This is a genomic window from Curtobacterium sp. VKM Ac-2861, assembly GCF_013204965.1.
In the GTDB taxonomy this organism is placed as follows: domain Bacteria; phylum Actinomycetota; class Actinomycetes; order Actinomycetales; family Microbacteriaceae; genus Curtobacterium.
This window is the reverse complement of record NZ_JABMLA010000005.1, coordinates 241,683-258,043: the sequence shown is the minus strand read 5'-3', so window position 1 is coordinate 258,043 and position 16,361 is coordinate 241,683. Positions and strand designations below refer to the sequence as shown.

At 71.1% G+C, this 16,361-nt stretch carries 12 protein-coding genes; 7 read left to right on the top strand and 5 right to left on the bottom strand.

Going from position 1 to position 16,361, the window contains the following annotated elements:
• Position 1: 1 nt before the first annotated feature.
• The 3 genes from HQQ88_RS14355 (at position 2) to HQQ88_RS14345 (ending at position 2,230) form a co-directional block, all read left to right on the top strand.
• Positions 2 to 661 carry a nucleotide exchange factor GrpE gene (locus tag HQQ88_RS14355; RefSeq protein WP_123672067.1) on the top strand — a complete coding sequence of 220 codons (660 nt, stop codon included), beginning with the start codon at positions 2 to 4 and terminating at the stop codon, positions 659 to 661.
• A gap of 23 nt (positions 662 to 684) precedes the next feature.
• Positions 685 to 1,695: a DnaJ C-terminal domain-containing protein gene (locus HQQ88_RS14350; protein WP_123293531.1), complete on the top strand. Its 1,011-nt coding sequence runs from the start codon at positions 685 to 687 to the stop codon at positions 1,693 to 1,695.
• 124 nt (positions 1,696 to 1,819) lie between these two features.
• Positions 1,820 to 2,230, top strand: a complete 411-nt coding sequence (locus tag HQQ88_RS14345) for a MerR family transcriptional regulator (RefSeq protein ID WP_123293837.1) — start codon at positions 1,820 to 1,822, stop codon at positions 2,228 to 2,230.
• A gap of 62 nt (positions 2,231 to 2,292) precedes the next feature.
• Here the strand turns inward: HQQ88_RS14345 and HQQ88_RS14340 are convergent, their stop codons facing one another.
• Positions 2,293 to 4,194 (bottom strand): hypothetical protein, encoded by a 1,902-nt coding sequence (locus HQQ88_RS14340; protein WP_173169844.1) that lies wholly within the window; start codon positions 4,192 to 4,194, stop codon positions 2,293 to 2,295.
• 660 nt (positions 4,195 to 4,854) lie between these two features.
• Between HQQ88_RS14340 and HQQ88_RS14335 the strand changes: the two genes are divergently transcribed.
• Positions 4,855 to 5,802 carry a right-handed parallel beta-helix repeat-containing protein gene (locus tag HQQ88_RS14335; RefSeq protein WP_173169841.1) on the top strand — a complete coding sequence of 316 codons (948 nt, stop codon included), beginning with the start codon at positions 4,855 to 4,857 and terminating at the stop codon, positions 5,800 to 5,802.
• A 146-nt stretch (positions 5,803 to 5,948) separates the two neighbouring features.
• On the opposite strand, the gene HQQ88_RS14330 is transcribed toward HQQ88_RS14335, so the two are convergent.
• On the bottom strand, positions 5,949 to 7,979 hold the full coding sequence (locus HQQ88_RS14330; protein ID WP_173169839.1) for a hypothetical protein: 2,031 nt from the start codon (positions 7,977 to 7,979) through the stop codon (positions 5,949 to 5,951).
• Between the two features lie 107 nt (positions 7,980 to 8,086).
• Between HQQ88_RS14330 and HQQ88_RS20215 the strand changes: the two genes are divergently transcribed.
• The gene (locus HQQ88_RS20215; RefSeq protein ID WP_367917025.1) at positions 8,087 to 9,235 is read left to right on the top strand and encodes a class I SAM-dependent methyltransferase; all 1,149 of its coding nucleotides are present in this window, start codon (positions 8,087 to 8,089) and stop codon (positions 9,233 to 9,235) included.
• On the opposite strand, the gene HQQ88_RS14320 is transcribed toward HQQ88_RS20215, so the two are convergent.
• Complete coding sequence (locus tag HQQ88_RS14320) at positions 9,204 to 9,356, bottom strand: hypothetical protein (RefSeq protein ID WP_173169837.1); 153 nt, start codon at positions 9,354 to 9,356, stop codon at positions 9,204 to 9,206. The two genes, HQQ88_RS20215 and HQQ88_RS14320, sit on opposite strands and share 32 nt — an antisense overlap.
• On the opposite strand from HQQ88_RS14320, the gene HQQ88_RS14315 reads away from it, so the two are divergent.
• Positions 9,343 to 11,745 (top strand): M60 family metallopeptidase, encoded by a 2,403-nt coding sequence (locus tag HQQ88_RS14315; protein WP_173169836.1) that lies wholly within the window; start codon positions 9,343 to 9,345, stop codon positions 11,743 to 11,745. The genes HQQ88_RS14320 and HQQ88_RS14315 overlap by 14 nt on opposite strands.
• Before the next feature lie 141 nt (positions 11,746 to 11,886).
• Here HQQ88_RS14315 and HQQ88_RS14310 read toward each other — a convergent pair whose 3' ends face one another.
• Positions 11,887 to 12,717 (bottom strand): aldo/keto reductase, encoded by an 831-nt coding sequence (locus tag HQQ88_RS14310; protein ID WP_123293537.1) that lies wholly within the window; start codon positions 12,715 to 12,717, stop codon positions 11,887 to 11,889.
• A 73-nt stretch (positions 12,718 to 12,790) separates the two neighbouring features.
• Positions 12,791 to 13,210, bottom strand: a complete 420-nt coding sequence (locus HQQ88_RS14305; RefSeq protein ID WP_173169835.1) for a pilus assembly protein CpaE — start codon at positions 13,208 to 13,210, stop codon at positions 12,791 to 12,793.
• Positions 13,211 to 13,466: 256 nt separating this feature from the next.
• Between HQQ88_RS14305 and HQQ88_RS14300 the strand changes: the two genes are divergently transcribed.
• Positions 13,467 to 16,211: a glycoside hydrolase family 2 protein gene (locus HQQ88_RS14300; RefSeq protein ID WP_173169834.1), complete on the top strand. Its 2,745-nt coding sequence runs from the start codon at positions 13,467 to 13,469 to the stop codon at positions 16,209 to 16,211.
• The last annotated feature ends 150 nt before the right edge of the window (positions 16,212 to 16,361 follow it).

The window sequence follows — 16,361 nt, the reverse complement described above, 5'->3', positions numbered from 1 at the left end:
GATGACGGATCCCAAGGACAACGTGCCGAACGAGGAAGACCCTCAGGTCGAGGGCGACGCCACGAACGCGGCCGAGCCCGAGGACCTCATCGAGGCCGAGGGGCCCGACGTCGAAGTACCGACCGACGGCCCCGCCGCCGGCGGCCCGGCAACGGACGCGGCGAACGACCTCTCCCCGGAGGACCAGGCCCTGCTCGATGACGCAGCCCGCGGTATCCAGGAGGACAAGCTGTCCGACACGGACCGCGACCTCGTCGCCGAGATGCGTGCGGACATGCTCCGTGCACAGGCCGAGCTGGTGAACTTCCGGAAGCGTGTCGAGCGTGACCGTGAGGCGAACCGCGAGGTCGCCATCGCCGAGGTGGTGCGGGCCCTGCTGCCGGCGCTCGACGACCTCACCCGGGCCGAGGCCCACGGTGACCTCGCCGAGGGTCCGATGCAGGTCATCGGCCAGAAGATCCGCGGGGGCTTCGACAAGTTCAAGCTCGTGCAGATCGGCGAGAAGGGTGAAGCCTTCGACCCGAACATCCACGAGGCGATCGTCCAGCTCCCGACCCCGGGTGCCACCGGCCAGACCGTGGCGGACGTCGTCGAGCCGGGCTACAAGCTCGGCGAGCGCGTCCTGCGTGCGGCCAAGGTCGCGGTGGCGGTCCCGGCCTGAGCCGGAACGGAAGGTAGGTACCAGTGGCCAGTCAGGACTGGTTCGACAAGGACTTCTACAAGGTCCTCGGAGTGTCGAAGGACGCGTCGGAGGCCGAGCTGAAGAAGACCTACCGGAAGCTCGCGCGGCAGTTCCACCCGGACTCCAACCCGGGTGACGCCGCGGCGGAGAACCGCTTCAAGGAGATCAGCGAGGCCTACTCGGTGCTCTCCGACAAGGAGCAGCGCCAGGAGTACGACCAGGTCCGCGCCATGGGCTCCGGCGCCCGCTTCACAGCGGGCGGCGGGGGCCAGGGCGGCGGCTTCGAGGACGTCTTCGGCGGGATGTTCGGGCAGCAGCAGGGCGGGGGCGGACAGCGCGTCCGCTTCGGCCAGGGCGGCCCGGGCGGTGCGGGCGGCTTCGAGGACATCCTCGGCGGGATGTTCGGCGGCGGTGGTGGCTTCGGGCAGACCTCCGGCGGCTACCGCGGCTTCGGTGGACCGACGAAGGGTCGCGACGTCACGGCGTCGACGACGCTCGACTTCACCACGGCGATCGCCGGCGACACCGTCAAGCTGTCGCAGGGCAACGGTCGACCGGTGAACGTCCGCATCCCCGCGGGGGTCGCGGACGGCCAGAAGATCCGGCTCCGCGGTCGGGGCGAACCCTCGCCCGACGGCGGCGAGGCTGGTGACCTGGTGGTCGCCGTCTCGGTCCGCAAGCACCCGGTCTTCGAGCGCGATGGTCTGAACCTGCGGGTGGACGTCCCCGTGACGTTCGTCGAGGCAGCCCTCGGCGCGACGATCGAGGTCCCGACGCTCGGCGGTTCGCCCGTCAAGCTGAAGGTCGCTCCCGGCACGCCGTCGGGTCGCGTCCTGCGCGTCAAGGGCCGTGGCGTCGCGACGAAGAACGGCACGGGCGACCTGCTCGCGACCGTCCAGGTCGCGGTGCCGTCGCACCTGTCGGACAAGCAGCGCGAGGCCGTCGAGGCACTCGCGGCGACCCTGCCCGACGAGAACCCGCGCGAGGACATCCTCGCCAAGGCGCGCGACTAGCGTCACGCAACCACAGCAGTAGACCGGCCTGGAGGAACGGCGCGGCTCCGTCAGGAAGCCGCACCGAGCCTCCAGGCTGGTTTTCACCCCACGCGAACGACGGAAGGAACACGCCATGACCGACATGGACGAGAACTCGCCCGTCTTCGCGATCGCGGTCGCCGCGGAGCTGTCCGAGATGCACCCGCAGACGCTGCGGCAGTACGACCGGCTCGGTCTGGTCGTGCCCGGGCGGACCCGCGGCGGTTCCCGCCGCTACTCGATGCGCGATGTCGCGCAGTTGCGCGAGATCGCGCGCCTCGGCTCCGAGGGGGTGTCGCTGGAGGGAATCCGGCGAGTGCTCGACCTGGAGAACGAGAACAAGGACCTACGCGACCGAGTGCGCGAGCTCGAGACCGCGTTGGCGGACCAGCTCATCAACCGGCCCGGCGCGCGGGTGTTCGCGGCGACGACCACCGGGGCCGCGGTGTCGCTGCGGGCCGGTGCGCGGCCGCAGCGGAACACGCAGATCGTGCTGTACCGCGGGCCGCGCTGACCCTCGGCGTGCGACGATGCCCCGGACCGATCGGTCCGGGGCATCGTCGTGTCAGCGGGACGTCACCGGGTGTTCGCGTGGACGGTGAACAGCGACGTCGTGAACTCCGATCCGGAGACCGACACCGCGAACTTGAAGTCGAACTTCTTGGCACCGCGCGAGACGGCCCGTTCGAAGCTCCAGGTGCCGTCGTCGCTGACCGTCACCGGGTCCGCCACGATCTGGTTGCCCGAGGCGTTGAGCACGAGGAGCGTCGCCCCGGCGGGACCGGTGCCCTCGAAGGTGTTCACCTCGCCCGGGTCGACGGCCCGGGTGCTGGTCTCGATGGGCGCGAAGCCCTGGTTGGCGGCGATGCTGAACAGCTCGGACGGCTCCGGCCCCTGGTCGCCCTTGGTCTGCTCGATGATGAACTCGAAGCTCGTCGCACCGTTGGTCACGACCCGGTCGAACGACCAGTTGCCCGCGTCGTCGACCTGGTGCTCGCCGGGGACGATCTGCGTGCCCGAGGCGTTCAGGACGCGGAAGGTCGCGCCGGGTTCACCGGTGCCGGAGATGTGGTTTGACACCCCGGGGGTGACGGTCTGCGGACCCGAGAGCCGCACCGCGGTCAGACGGCCGGTCTCGCCGGGGTTGATCGTGACCTCTGCCGTGGTGGTGTTGGCGCCCTTCGAACCCTGGACGACCCGCAGGACGTGCTCAGCGCGGTCGAGGTCCTCCGTGTCGACGAACCAGCGGCCGGTGGGCAGGACGCCCTCGGCGCTGCGACCGACGACGCGCTCGCCGTCCGCGGTCACCTCGACCACGTGGATGGCCGACCCTGCTTCGCCACTGCCGGACATCGCGACCGAGCCGCCGCTGTGTGCGTCGCCGTCCCCTGGGGCGGTGAGGCTGACCGCGGTGCCGTAGTCGACCTCGCGCGTCACCTCGTGCTCGGTGTCGCGGGCCCCGTCGATGAACTGCGCAGCCGTGACTGCGATCACACCGCCGGCGTCAGGTGCCGGGATGGTGGTCTCCCAGTCGCCGCTGCGGCTGGCCGTGACCGACTCGCCCAGCTGCTTCCCCGCGGCGTCGTACAGCCGGACCTCAGCACCGGCCTGCGCCGTGCCGCTCGCCGTCACCGGTGCCGTCAGGTCGCCGGGGGTGAACGCCGCCTCGAACGTCAGCGGCGCCGTGGTCAGCGTGACCTGGAGTTCGGTCGACCCGGTCCGCTCCGTGCCCTCGTACTGCTCGAGTGCGATGGTGCTCGTCCCGAGCGGGAGGTTCGTGACGCGTGCCGTCCAACGCCCGAGCTCGTCGACCGGCTGCGGGTTCCGGCCGTCGATGAGGACCGTCGCGTCCGGCGTCCCCGTGCCGGAGATCTGGGCGCTCCGCGTCGAGACGTCGGTCGAGTCGACGCGGGCGCTGAAGTTCGGCGTGAAGTCCTCGGTGTTCGGCAGCCGGTCGGCGACGTTCTGGGACTGCAGGCGCATGACGCGGTCGGTGTTGAACAGGCCGAGGAAGCCACGGTTGTAGGTCGACTGCAGACCGGTGCCGATCGGGTTGTTCGAGCCGGTGTTCGCCGCGGTGCGGAACCGCTGCTTCGCCTCACCGTCGACGCAGGTCTCGAGCGTGACCGGCGAGTAGCTCGTGATCGAGGCCGTCGCCGCCGTGAGGCACAGGTCCGGATCGGAGAGCGGCCGGACGGTGGTGACCGCCCCGGGGGCGGGGATGCTCCACCGGACGGCGGCAGCCCGCGCCGCGGCGAGGGTGTTCGCCCGGTTCGCCGGGATCTCCGCGCCGGCCGGCGCCGCCGACGGTGCACTGAACGTCGGGATCGACGCGTCACCGGCGAAGGCCGAGGTCTCGGTCACGAGGGGGCCGACCAGGGTTCGGCCCGACTCGTCCGCTGCCGCCGCGTTCGCCGGGGAGAGCCCGGCGGTCGCAGCGATCGTCAGGGCGGTCAGGCCGGTGGCGGTGAGTGCCACGCTCCTGCGGGGGTGTCTCTTCATCGATGTGTCTCTCTCGTCTCTGAGGGCGGACGGGCAGGCCCGTCGGTGTCCGGAGGGTCCGGATGGCACGCAACATATCAGGCGTGAAAACCCATCGCCTATCCGGCAACGCGAGATACAGAATGTGCCTCGTATGCTGGAATACCAACGAGTGGACAGTGTGCGGGGAGCGCCGTAGGGTCGCGCCTGCAGGGGTGAGTGACCGCCCCGCCGAGGGAGTGAACGTGGTGGATGACCAGAGGGGCCCGGCCGGACGGCTCCGTCGCCGGACACTGTTCGCGGCGGCGGCCGGTGGCGTCGGACTGACCGCGGTGGTCGCACTGCGGCGTCCTGCTGCGACCGAGGCAGCTGACGACGTCGGCACCGATGCCCTGCAGGCTTCGGTCGATGCCGTGCCCTCCGGAGGGGACTTCGTCGTGGACCGCGCCTGGAGACGCTCGCGGAGCCTCGTGCTCCGGCGGCCGCTCCGGATGCGGTTCACCGGTACCGGAGCGATCACGATGGTGACGGACGCGACCGCGATCGTGATCGAGGCGTCCGACGTCGAGATCGTCGACGCCGTGGTCACGGGGACCGGTGCCGACCCCGGCGGCGCCGGACACGGCATCGCCGGTCGTGGGGAGTCGAGGGGCGCCCTTGCGCGGCATCACGGTGCGTCGCGGCCGCTTCCACGACATCCCGCACGACGGCGTGCACCTCGAGTACTGCGACCGGTTCCGGGTCACCGGCACGACCATGGAACGGTTGGGGTACGCCGGCATCGTCGGTGTCGGAGTCGTCGACGGCCTGATCGACGGCAACGCAGTTCGGGACGTCCGACAACCCGGCGACCGGGTGAACTCCTACGGCATCACCCTCACGCGTGACGCGCGGTGGGACCCCGCGCACGCTCGGCGATCGGCGCGGGTCCGCGTGACGGGCAACCGCATCACCGACGTCCCCGAGTGGGAGGGCATCGACACCCACGCGGGTGAGGACATCCAGATCCGTGGCAACGTCGTGTCGGGGTGCCGGGTCGGCATCGCCGCCGTGCCGTCGAAGGACCCGCACGACCGCGAACAGACGAGCGTCGCTCCGATCGGCATCGTGATCGCGGGCAACACCGTGACCAGGTCGTCCGACCTCGCACCGGGTTCCGCGATCGTCGTGAGCGGGGCGGGGACGACGGTCGGCTCCACCCGGCCGCGCGCGACGGGGACCGTGTCGGACAACGTCCTGACGGGTGGCGGTGGTGCTCCGGGCGAGGGTGGCATCCTCCTGAAGCTGACCCGAGGCATGACCATCGACGGGAACCGGATCGAGGCGAGCGTCGACAACGGCGTCTGTCTCGCCCACTCGAACGCGGCCGTCACGATCCGTGGGAACCGGGTGGTCGGTGTCGGTGGGGCCGGGGTCGGGGTGAACGTGCCTGCCGGCGCGAACGACGGGGCGATCACGGGGAACCACTTCGACTCCGCGCGGCGTGCGCTCGTCGTCGCGGTCCGCTTCGGGAGCGCTGACAACCACTTCGCCGTCCGGGGCAACACCTGGGGGACGGCACGGGTCCGGATCGCGAGTGGCGGGGCGAGGGTGACGACGGGCTGACGCCGAGGTGCGGGGTCAGGGCGCCGACGTACGGGGCCCGGACGCCGCAGCACCCCCGAGGCTGCTGGGCCTCGGGGGTGCTGTCGTCGTGGTGCTGTCGTCGTGGTGCGTGGTGCGTGGTGCGTGGTGCGTGGTGCGTGGTGTGCTCAGCTCGCGGCGAGGGAGAAGGTGCCGGACTTCTTCGCGGTGCCGTTGACGGTCTGTTCGATCACGATGTCGAGCTTGGTGGCGCCCTTGGACACGACGCGGTCGAAGGACCAGGTGCCGTCGTCGGCGACCGGGTGCGTACCCGGGACGATCTGCGTGCCGCTGGGGTTCAGGACGCGGAACGTGGCGCCGGGGGTCGCGGTGCCCGTGATGTGGTTCGAGATGCCGGGGGTCACGGTCTTCGTCGTCACCGTGACCTCGCGATCGGTGGCGGCGGCGAGGGAGAAGGTGCCGGACTTCGTCGCGGTGCCGTTGACGGTCTGTTCGATCACGATGTCGAGCTTGGTGGCGCCCTTGGACACGACGCGGTCGAAGGACCAGGTGCCGTCGTCGGCGACCGGGTGCGTACCCGGGACGATCTGCGTGCCGCTGGGGTTCAGGACGCGGAACGTGGCGCCGGGGGTCGCGGTGCCCGTGATGTGGTTCGAGATGCCGGGGACGACGGTCTTCGTCGTCACCGTGACCGGAACGGTCTCCTGCACCTCGGCGGTGAACGCGATGTCCCGCATGGCGGAGGTGCGGCCGTCGGCGGTCGTCTGCGTGAAGGCGAGGGTGTAGCCGTCGTGGGCGGAGAGGTCGGCAGTGGCCCGCCAGGTGGCGATGCCCGATCGGGCAGCCTTCGCCGTGGTGGTGAACAGCGGCTTGCCGTCCTGGTCGGCCGCTGTGATGGTCGCGCCCGCCTCGGCCGTGCCCGAGAACGCACGCTGACCGGGCACGTAGGTGTTCGTGTCCTGAACGCCGTCGACCTCGAGCAGGCGCGGGAGGGCCACGCGCTCGGAGACGCCGCTGTACTGCTGGCCGTTGAACGCGAGCGTGACCAGGTCGAGCTGCTTGCCGGTGGACTCCTTGCCGATGGTGAAGGACCACCCGCCGTTGTCGCCCGGGTAGCTCGCGACGACGCGGTCGCCGTCGAGCACCCAGATGCCGTTCGTCTTCTGACGCTCGCCGATCACCTGGACCCGGCCGTCCGGGTGCACGTGCACGTCGCGGACGACCGGCGGCGGGGTGGTGCGGTCTTCACCGAGCGGGCCGAGGTCGACCGCGGTCGTCGCCGACGGGACGTTGCCGGACTTCGCGACGAGCAGCACGGTCTCGCCGACGCGGTTCGCGGGGACCAGGATGCTGAAGCTCCCGTTGGCCGGTGTGGTCGACGCGATCGGAGTGCCGTCCTCGGTCTGCACCTCGACTGCCGTCGCGCGTGTGTGGACGGAGCCGCGGAGCAGGTACTCACCGCTCAGCCGACGGTCGAGGGCGCGCAGGACCGGGGCGGGCGCAGCGGACGACTCGAAGGCGACGTGGTCGATCGACGTCGTGCGACCGTCCGTCGTCGTCTGGCGGAAGGTGATGTCGTAGGTGGTGTCCGGCGCGAGAGCAGTGCTCGCCGTCCACGAACCGAGCGCTCCGCGTGCCGGACCGGCCGAGGTGGTGAACAGCACGGCACCCGAGGCGTCGGTCGCGGTGATCGTCGCGCCGGCCGTCGCCGAGCCGGTGAAACGGTTGGTTCCCGGTGTGAACCGGTTCGATTCGCGGAGACCGTCGACCTGCAGCGTGCGCGGCATCGCGATGCGCTCGGTCCTGGACGATCGGCCGTCGGGAGCGCGGTGGACGCGCACCAGGTCGAGCTGTGCGTCCTTGTGGCGGTCCTGCGCGAACAGTTGGAACAGGCCGCCGTCGCCGATCGATCGGTCGACGACCTCGCCGCCGACGAGCAGGTAGACGTCGTCGCCGCCCGCGGTGCCCATCACCGACGACGACCCGACCGTCGTGTTCGTGATCGAGAGGACGCGTGGTGCAGCGAGTGCGGCGTCGACCGGGATGTCGTCGACGGGCGAGGCGGTGACCGCGGACGAAGTCGAGGGCGGCGTGGTCGGAGCGGCGGTCGCGGCGAGGGGAACGGCGAGACCGGCGCCGAGGGTGGCGACGAGGACCGTGCAGGTGAGCGCAGTCGCGCGGAAGGGGGAGGGTGCCATGAGGACTCCTGATGGTGGGGAGTTGTCAGGATATCCATATGTTGTATATCAACCTGCAGGTATGTCGAGCGACAGGAAAACGGATGTCGGGTCGGTACGCTGACGCGGTGCCAGACTTCGCCGACCTCTTCCGCCGCCGCGACAACTCCGCCCCGGATCTCATCGCGATCGACGGCACCGACCGGTTCCTCATCGACGAGGCGCCGAACGTGCACGGCGACGCACTGCGACAGCCCGGTGAGGTCGCCGTCGTCGACGATCGGCTCGGGGTCCTGGCGCTCGGACTCATCACCCAGTACGGCGCTTCGGACATCCGGGTCGTGCAGGACTCGCTCGTGGGGGAGCGGGCCCTCGAAGCGAACGCCGGCACGTTCGGGCTGCGCGGCTTCCACCACCCCGACTCGCTCGAAGATGCCTTCCGCGACGTCCGGCTCGTGGTGCTGCGGCTGTCGAAGTCGCACGACCGGCTCGACGAGATCGCCCGAGCAGTTGCTCGGTTCGCCGCTCCCGACGTCGTGCTGCTGTGCGGCGGCAACGTGAAGTACATGCACGTGTCGCAGAACGACGTGCTGCGCCGCTCGTTCGGCGAGGTCACGGCGTCGCGGGGGCGGGGGAAATCGCGGCTGCTCATCGCGCAGGACCCGCTGCGCGCCCAGGCCAACCGTGCGGCCGCGACCAACCCGTGGCCCCGGTCGGTGCACGTCGACGACCTCGGGATGACCCTCGTCGCACACGGTGGGGTGTTCGCCGGTGCTTCGCTCGACCAGGGCACCCGGGTACTGCTCGAAGCGATGGACGGCGCCGTGCCGACCGCGCGGACCGTCGTCGACCTCGGCTCCGGCAACGGCGTCATCGCAGCGGCGATCGCGCTGCGTCGACCGAACGTCCAGGTCGTCGCGACCGACGTGTCCCGGATCGCGGTGGCCTCGACGCGGGCCACGGCTGAGGCGAACGGCGTCGCGGACCGGGTGACGGCACTGCGCACCGACGCCGGCGACGAGCTCGCAGCCGGGTCCGCCCAGCTGGTGCTCTGCAACCCGCCGTTCCACGCGGACACCACGGTGACCACCGACGCGGCCGAAGCGATGTTCCGGAACGCGGCCACGATCCTCCAGTCCGGCGGTGAACTGTGGTGTGTCTGGAACTCGCACCTGCGGTACCGGTCGGTGCTGGAACGTGTCGTCGGGCCGACCCGGCAGATCACGCGCACCGACCGGTTCACGGTCACCGCGTCGCGTCGGAGCGATCGAGCGTGACGGTGATGCCGACGACCTCGACCTTGCCGCCCCGCGTGGAGCGCCCGGCCCAGGACTGGTAGTCGCCGTTCGGGATTCGTCGGTCGGAGACATGTAAAATACCGAATATGTCCCGACTCAAGATCGCACTCGCGGTCACCGCCGTCTCCCTGCTCGGCATCACGTACGCCGTGAACGCACCCACTGCATCCGCCGTGGGCGATCCGCACGAGACCTCGATCCAGCACTCGGACGACGGCTCCTCGACGCGCGTCCTGGTGCACGGGATCGGCACGGCGGCCGCAGCCGCCGAGCTCGAGGGCAGGAAGTACACCCACAGCGACCTGCAGCCGGCCGCGCGGTTCGTCGCGCGCGGCCAGGACATCAGCGTCGACGTGCCCGCGGGTGCCCCGGCGATGGAGGTCGCCATCGGGCTGATGGGTCCGTACGCCGCGCACAACGACGGTCGCGAGGTCGGGTACCACCGCACGGCGCTCTCGGCGGGGACGAACGTCGTCACCGCACCCCACGACGGCATGGTCTCGCTGGTCAGCACCGCTGCTGCTGGGCACGTGACGGCCACGCTCACCGGCGGCACCGCCGTCCCCGTCTTCGTCCGCGGCGAATCCACGAACGCGTCGTTCGCGGAGCAGATGCGTCGGTTCGGCGACGCGCCGTTCGTCGAGGTCGTCGCGGAGCGGATGTTCGGCGACTTCCAGAAGCCGAAGACCGGGGCCGCGATCGCAGCCGATGACCTCGAGGCGCGCACGGCGAACTGGGATCGGGTCGTGGAGCTGACGAACGCCACGTACGGATTGGTCGACGGAGCGGTCGGCACGTCCCGGAAGCACCCGCACCGGATCCACATCGTCTCGCCCGACACGGGCGCAGGCTTCGCCAACGCGACGAGCACCCGCATCATGTTCCAGGTCGACACCGGTGCCGCCAGGGAGCTGTTCGCCGAGGCACCTGCCGCGCAGTGGGCCCTGTGGCACGAGATCGGCCACACCTATGAAGCGCCGATCAACCTGTTCCCGGGGACGTCGGAGACCGTCACCAACCTGTCCTCCCTCGCCGTCCAGGACGGTCTGGGCTTCGGGAGCCGGTGGGACGAGAGCGTCCGGGACTTCGAGGCGTACTTCGCGTCGGACGATCGCGACTGGCTCACCGCGCACGATCGGATCCGACTGCTCGCATGGGAGCAGCTCCGACGAGCGTTCGGCGACGGCTACATGCCTCGTTTCTTCCAGGCGCTGCGGGTCGAGGCGGCGTTGACGAACCTCAACGTCCTCACCACCGAGGACAAGCACGCGCTCTTCGTCCGGACGGCATCGCGCGTCGCGGACCGGAACCTGGAGCCGTTCTACGACGCCCTCGGGTTCCCCATGTCGGACGCCACCCGGTCGACCATCGCGGTGTACCCCGATCTCGACCAGCGCATCTGGGACAACGTCGACTCCCGGGAACGGGTCATCGAGCACGAGATCCCGGCCTACGACCCACCCGTCGGGGTGGTGAGCGACTCCGTACCGGACGTGCCGCTCGGTCGCTGGAACCTGCCGGCACCCGCGGTCGGCGGGCTCGGGACCGTCAGCGGGCGGGGCACGGCGACCGCTGCGGGGGCCATCGGCATCGCGGACACGGTCGGAGCCGGAGCCGCGCAGCTGGCCGTGGTGCTCCGGAGCTCGAGCGGCAGCGAGGACGCGATCGTCGTCCGGGCGGACTCCGTCGGCGGGAACGCGGTCCTTGCACGGGGGCAGGGGAACCGGGTGGTCGGGTCCCTGGCCGTCGACGGTGCGGAGGAGCGGTTGCGCTGGCGGGCGGTCACCTCGTACAAGTCGCACACGTCGTGGGCGGAGCGGGACTACCTGACGATCGCGCACCTGGACACGGACGGCTCCGAGATCGCCGCTGCTTCGGTCCGAGGCGATCAGACCGGTGCGGTGCTCAACGACGTCTTCGGGGACCGCCCCTACCGAGACGGGCAGTTCCTGCTCGTCGCGCACCAGGAACCGGCGTTGCTCGCGGCGTACCGTGACAGCGCATCAGTCCAGGACGGCGGCGTCCCGCAGGCCTTCCGGCTCGTGGACGGCCGACTCGAGCCGATCGACCGCGAGGACGTCCCGGGTTGGCAGCCCATCCGGCCGGCCGAGTCGCCGGCGACGGATCTGAACCGAGGTGCGGACACTGCGGTGCCGACGACGCTCTCGGTCCACGCCCGGATCACCCGCATCTCGGGAACCGTGACCGTGACGGCGCCCGAGGGGACGACGTTCGCCGCTGGCCAGACGACACTCCCCGGCTCCTACCGGGCTCCCGGCGGCACGTGGACGTCCAGCGCGAACCTGGTGCTGCGTGGCGGCGTGCGGAGTGCCGACGGCACGACGATGACGTACGGACTGGCGACGGGTTCCGGGTTCCGGCAGGAGCCGGGTGCTCTGTTGCGGTGGTCGCCGGTGATCAGCACACCGGCAGACGCCCGGCCCGGCGACTCGGCGCTCGGCATCCTCGCGACCGGCAACGCCGAGTGACGCGGCACGCAGGCTGAGCGCCGCCGCGCACACGCCACACGCAGGCTGAGCGCCGCCGCGCACACGCCGCGCACACGCCGCGCCACCGACGGACGAAGGGCGGCCGCGCACCGCGCGACCGCCCTTCGTGGGAACTGCTGACTACTCCGGGACGTAGTCGAACGTGTCGGGGTCCGGACCCGTTCGGTGGCCCTTGTCGAGGGTCGTGATGTCCGTCATGTCCTCGTCGGAGAGCTCGAAGTCGAAGATCGCGAAGTTCTCCTCGACACGGGCACGCGTGACCGACTTCGGGAACACGATGTCGCCGCGCTGGATGTGCCAGCGGAGCACGACCTGCGCCGGGCTCTTGCCCGTGGCGCCGGCGATGCGGGTGATGGTCTCGTCGTCGAGCACGAGGCCCTGGGCGATCGGGGACCACGCCTCGGTCGCGATGCCGAGCTCGCTGTTCACGGCGCGGAGCTCGTCCTGGGCCAGGTACGGGTGCACCTCGATCTGGTTCACGGCCGGCGGGACGTCCGTCTCGGCACGCAGGCGGCGCAGGTGGTGCGCCTGGAAGTTGCTGACGCCGATCGAGCGGGAGGTGCCGGCGGCGTAGAGCTCCTCGAGCGCCTTCCACGTCGGCACGAAGTCCGAGACGGTGGGCAGCGGCCAGTGGATGAGGAACAAGTCGGTGTAGCCGCCGAGCAGGTCGGCCGACTTCTTGCCGTTCTCGGCAGCTGCCGAAGGGTCGTGGAAGCCGTTGTTGAGCTTCGAGGTGACGAAGATCTCGTCACGCGGGATGCCGGACGACGCGATGGCCTCGCCGACCTCCTTCTCGTTGCCGTACATCTCGGCGGTGTCGATGTGGCGGTAGCCGACCTCGAGCGCCGTGAGCGTCGCTTCCTTGGTCGACGAGGGGTCGATCTGGAAGACGCCGAAGCCGAGCTGCGGGATGGTCTTGCCGTCGTTCAGGGTGATGTTCGGAACGGTCATGGTGTCATGCAACCAAACGACCCCCAGCAGCCATTCCGGCAACGCCCAGGATCAGCGACCCCGGGCGTGCCCCTCAGGACAGCGCAGCGGCGATGTACGCCTCCAGGGCCTGGCCGTAGGCGATCGCGGGGACCTCGGACGCGAAGCTGCGGTCAGCACCGCCGATCGTCGCGGTGACCGTGTAGACGATCCGGCCGTTCACCGACACCCGGGTCAACCCGATGAACGACGGCCCGAGGAGCTCACGCAACTGGTCCTCACGCGGCAGCCACAGCGACTCCGACGCGGTCACGGAGTCGAGCGCCCACTCGGTCGTCCCGTTGAAGCCGAGGATCGTGCCGGTGGGGGAGTCGTGTCGTTCGACGGTCATCTCGGACACGGTGTAGACGTCCTCGTCCACCTCGGGCTTGTCGATGACGAACCGGTCGCCCGTCTCGGGGTGCCAGCGCAGGCCGGCGTCGCGGAGGGTCCTGGCGAGTGCAACGGTGATCACCTCCCCACCCTGCACGCGCGAGACCGCGCTGTCACCACGAAGTCGCGCTGTCACCACGTAGGTTGCCGAAAGCATCCCGTACTAGCATCGCCGAGCACCCCCACGCGCGAGCGCCACCCGATCGCGCGCGCGACGTGACGACGCCCGGGCAACCGGTGCCGCGCCTCCAGGCCGACCAACCGGCCACGGGGCGGGCCGCCGGCCGGCGTCCCGACCGAGGCGACGGACACCCCGTCCGCCGAAGAGAAGGACCCGCATGACCCTCGAACGCGAGGAACTCCGCGACGGCTGGACCGTGACCATGGCCGGAGGAACCGGCGCGCCGGACGGCGTCGCGGGACGCAGCATCCCGGCGACGGTGCCGGGGCAGGTGCACACCGACCTGGAGCGGGAGGGCCTGCTGCCGGACCCGACCTTCCACCTGAACGAGCAGGCGGCGAAGTGGGTCGGCCGGGCCGACTGGGCCTACCGCACCGCGGTCGACGTCGACCCGCGCGGCCACGAGCGTGTCGACCTGGTCTGCGACGGCCTGGACACGGTGTCCGAACTGAGCCTGGACGGCGTCGTCGTGGGCACGACCCGGAACATGCACCGCCGCTACCGCTTCGACGCGCGCGTGCAGACCGGGTCCGGCGCGACGACGAAGGACCTCGAGATCCTGTTCGAGTCGCCGTACCGCGAGGCCGGCCGTGTCGCCGCGAAGGCCGGCAGCATGCCGGGCCCGTACGACGAGCCCTTCCCGTACATCCGCAAGAACGCCTCGAACTTCGGCTGGGACTGGGGGCTCACCGCCGTCACGAGCGGTCCCTGGCGACCGGTCGCGATCGAGCGGTGGTCGACCGCGCGGCTGCGCGAGGTCCGCCCGCTCGTCGACGTCGAGGCCGGCGAGGGCGTGCTCGACGCCCACATCACCGTCGAGCGCTCCGGCCTCAACGACCTGGACCAGGACGGCGAGGACGACGACCTGGTGCTCGTCGTGACCGTGAGTGGTCTCAAGGAGGACGGCACGCCGACGCGGCAGCGGTCGCGGGCGCAGCTGACGCCGAAGGACGACGAGACCGTCGTCACGGTGCGCGTGCCCGAGGCGCTGCGCTGGTGGCCCCGCGGCTACGGTGCGCAGGCGCAGTACGACGTGGTCGTGGAGCTGCAGACGGTCGACGGCGAGGTGCTCGACCGCGACACGTTCCGCACGGGCTTCCGGTCGACGCGGATCGACACGCAGGTCGACGACATGGGGCGCCCCTTCGGCATCCACGTCAACGGGACGCTGATCGACGTGCGCGGGGTGAACTGGATCCCCGACGACGTGATCATCTCGCGCGTCGACCGCGCGCGCCTGCAGTCCCGTCTGACCGCGGCGGCCTCGCTCGGTACGAACCTCGTGCGCGTGTGGGGCGGCGGTGTGTACGAGTCGCGCGACTTCTACGAGGTCTGCGACGAACTCGGCCTGCTCGTCTGGCAGGACTTCCCGTTCGCGTGCTCGGCGTACCCCGAGGTCGAACCGATCCGCAGCGAGGTCATCGCCGAGGCCCGCGACAACGTCGCCCGCCTCGCCCGGCACCCCTCGCTGGTGCTGTGGAACGGCAACAACGAGAACATCTGGCTGCACGACGTGGACGGCTGGGCGGACTCGCTCGGCGACCGCGGCTGGGGCCTCGACTACTACCTCGACCTGCTGCCGACGATCGTCGACGCGGTCGACCCGTCGCGCTTCTACACCGTGGCGTCGCCGTGGTCGGGCGCCGAGTCGCTGCCCGCGAACGACGTCGACCACGAGACCCACCACTCGTGGGACGCCTGGAACCGCCTGCCCGACACCGCCTACCGCGGATCCGTGCCACGGTTCGTGTCCGAGTTCGGCTGGCAGGCGCCGCCCGCGTGGCGGACGCTGCGGGACGGGGTCGCCGACGAGGTGCTGTCGCAGGACGCACCCGGGGTCGTGCACCACCAGAAGGCTGCCGACGGGATGGGCAAGCTGGCCCGCGGCATCGAGCCCCGGTTCGGCACGGGCCCCTTCTCGTTCGATGCGTGGCACTACCTGACGCAGCTGCAGCAGGCGCGGGCGATCGCGACGGGCGTCGAGCACTGGCGCACCCACTGGCCGCGCAACACGGGCGTGGTGATGTGGCAGCTCAACGACCTGTGGCCGGTGTCGTCGTGGTCGGCGATCGACTCGGCGGGGCGGCTGAAGCCGCTCGCGCACGAGCTGCGTCGGTTGTACGACGACGTCCTGCTGACGATCCGCCCGGTGTCGCGGGTGGCGGTCGCGCCGTCCGCCGTCTCCGGGCCGGCTGCGTCGCCGGCGTCGTCGCCCGTCTCACCGGTCTCCGGAGCGGTCGCGCCCGCCTCGCCCGTCGCGTCCGGTGCGGATCGGACGGGAGGCCCGGACCACCCCGGTCACTCGGCCTCCGCCGGCGAGACGGCTGATCTGGGCGACGTCGCGGACACGCTCTCGCTCGGCGTCTCGCCCGGCGCGTTCGGGTCCTCGCCCGTCGAGGTCGCCGTCCGGTCCACGAGGGGCGGCCACGACAGCGTGGTGCGCGTGCGACGGGTCACCACGGCCGGCACGATCCTGGCCGAGGCGTCGTTGCCCGTCCGGTTGTCGTCCGCCGGGGTCGCCGTCGTCGCCCTGCCCGAGTCCGTCGGCGTGGTCGACGACCCCGCGCGGGAGCTCATCGTGGCGGACATGGACTGGCGTCGGGCGGTCTGGACACCGGGCCCCGACGTCGACGTGCGGTGGGAACCCGCGCGGTACCGCACCTCGTTCACGCCCGTCGACGGTGGGCTCGACCTGACCGTCGAGGCCGAGACGCTCGTCCGCGACCTGCTCGTGCAGCCCGACCGGGTGACCGCGGCCGGTGTGGTGGACCGCGGGTTCATGACCCTGCTGCCCGGGGAGCGGGTGACCTTCCGGCTCACCGGGGTGACCGAGGCCGACATCCCGGCGCTCCGTGCCGAACCCGTCCTGTGGAGCCTGGACCGGGCGCTGGCGACCGACTAGCGGCGATCAGCCCGCTCGAGCGGGTGCGCTTCCCTGTGCGAACGGTGTCCGTTCCGGTCCCCGGCCTGGGCATCGGGGATCGGGAGAGTTACGATGGGGGGAACACGGACTTCCGCCGCGTGGGTCGAAGAAGACCTGCGGACGGCGACC

What these genes read in the sequence shown, in the direction of transcription:
- HQQ88_RS14355 (WP_123672067.1), top strand. Translation starts at nt 2, where the DNA reads ATGACGGATCCCAAGGACAACGTGCCGAACGAGGAAGACCCTCAGGTC.
- HQQ88_RS14345 (WP_123293837.1), top strand. Translation starts at nt 1,820, where the DNA reads ATGGACGAGAACTCGCCCGTCTTCGCGATCGCGGTCGCCGCGGAGCTG.
- HQQ88_RS14330 (WP_173169839.1), bottom strand. Translation starts at nt 7,979, where the DNA reads ATGGCACCCTCCCCCTTCCGCGCGACTGCGCTCACCTGCACGGTCCTC.
- HQQ88_RS14315 (WP_173169836.1), top strand. Translation starts at nt 9,343, where the DNA reads ATGTCCCGACTCAAGATCGCACTCGCGGTCACCGCCGTCTCCCTGCTC.
- HQQ88_RS14310 (WP_123293537.1), bottom strand. Translation starts at nt 12,717, where the DNA reads ATGACCGTTCCGAACATCACCCTGAACGACGGCAAGACCATCCCGCAG.
- HQQ88_RS14300 (WP_173169834.1), top strand. Translation starts at nt 13,467, where the DNA reads ATGACCCTCGAACGCGAGGAACTCCGCGACGGCTGGACCGTGACCATG.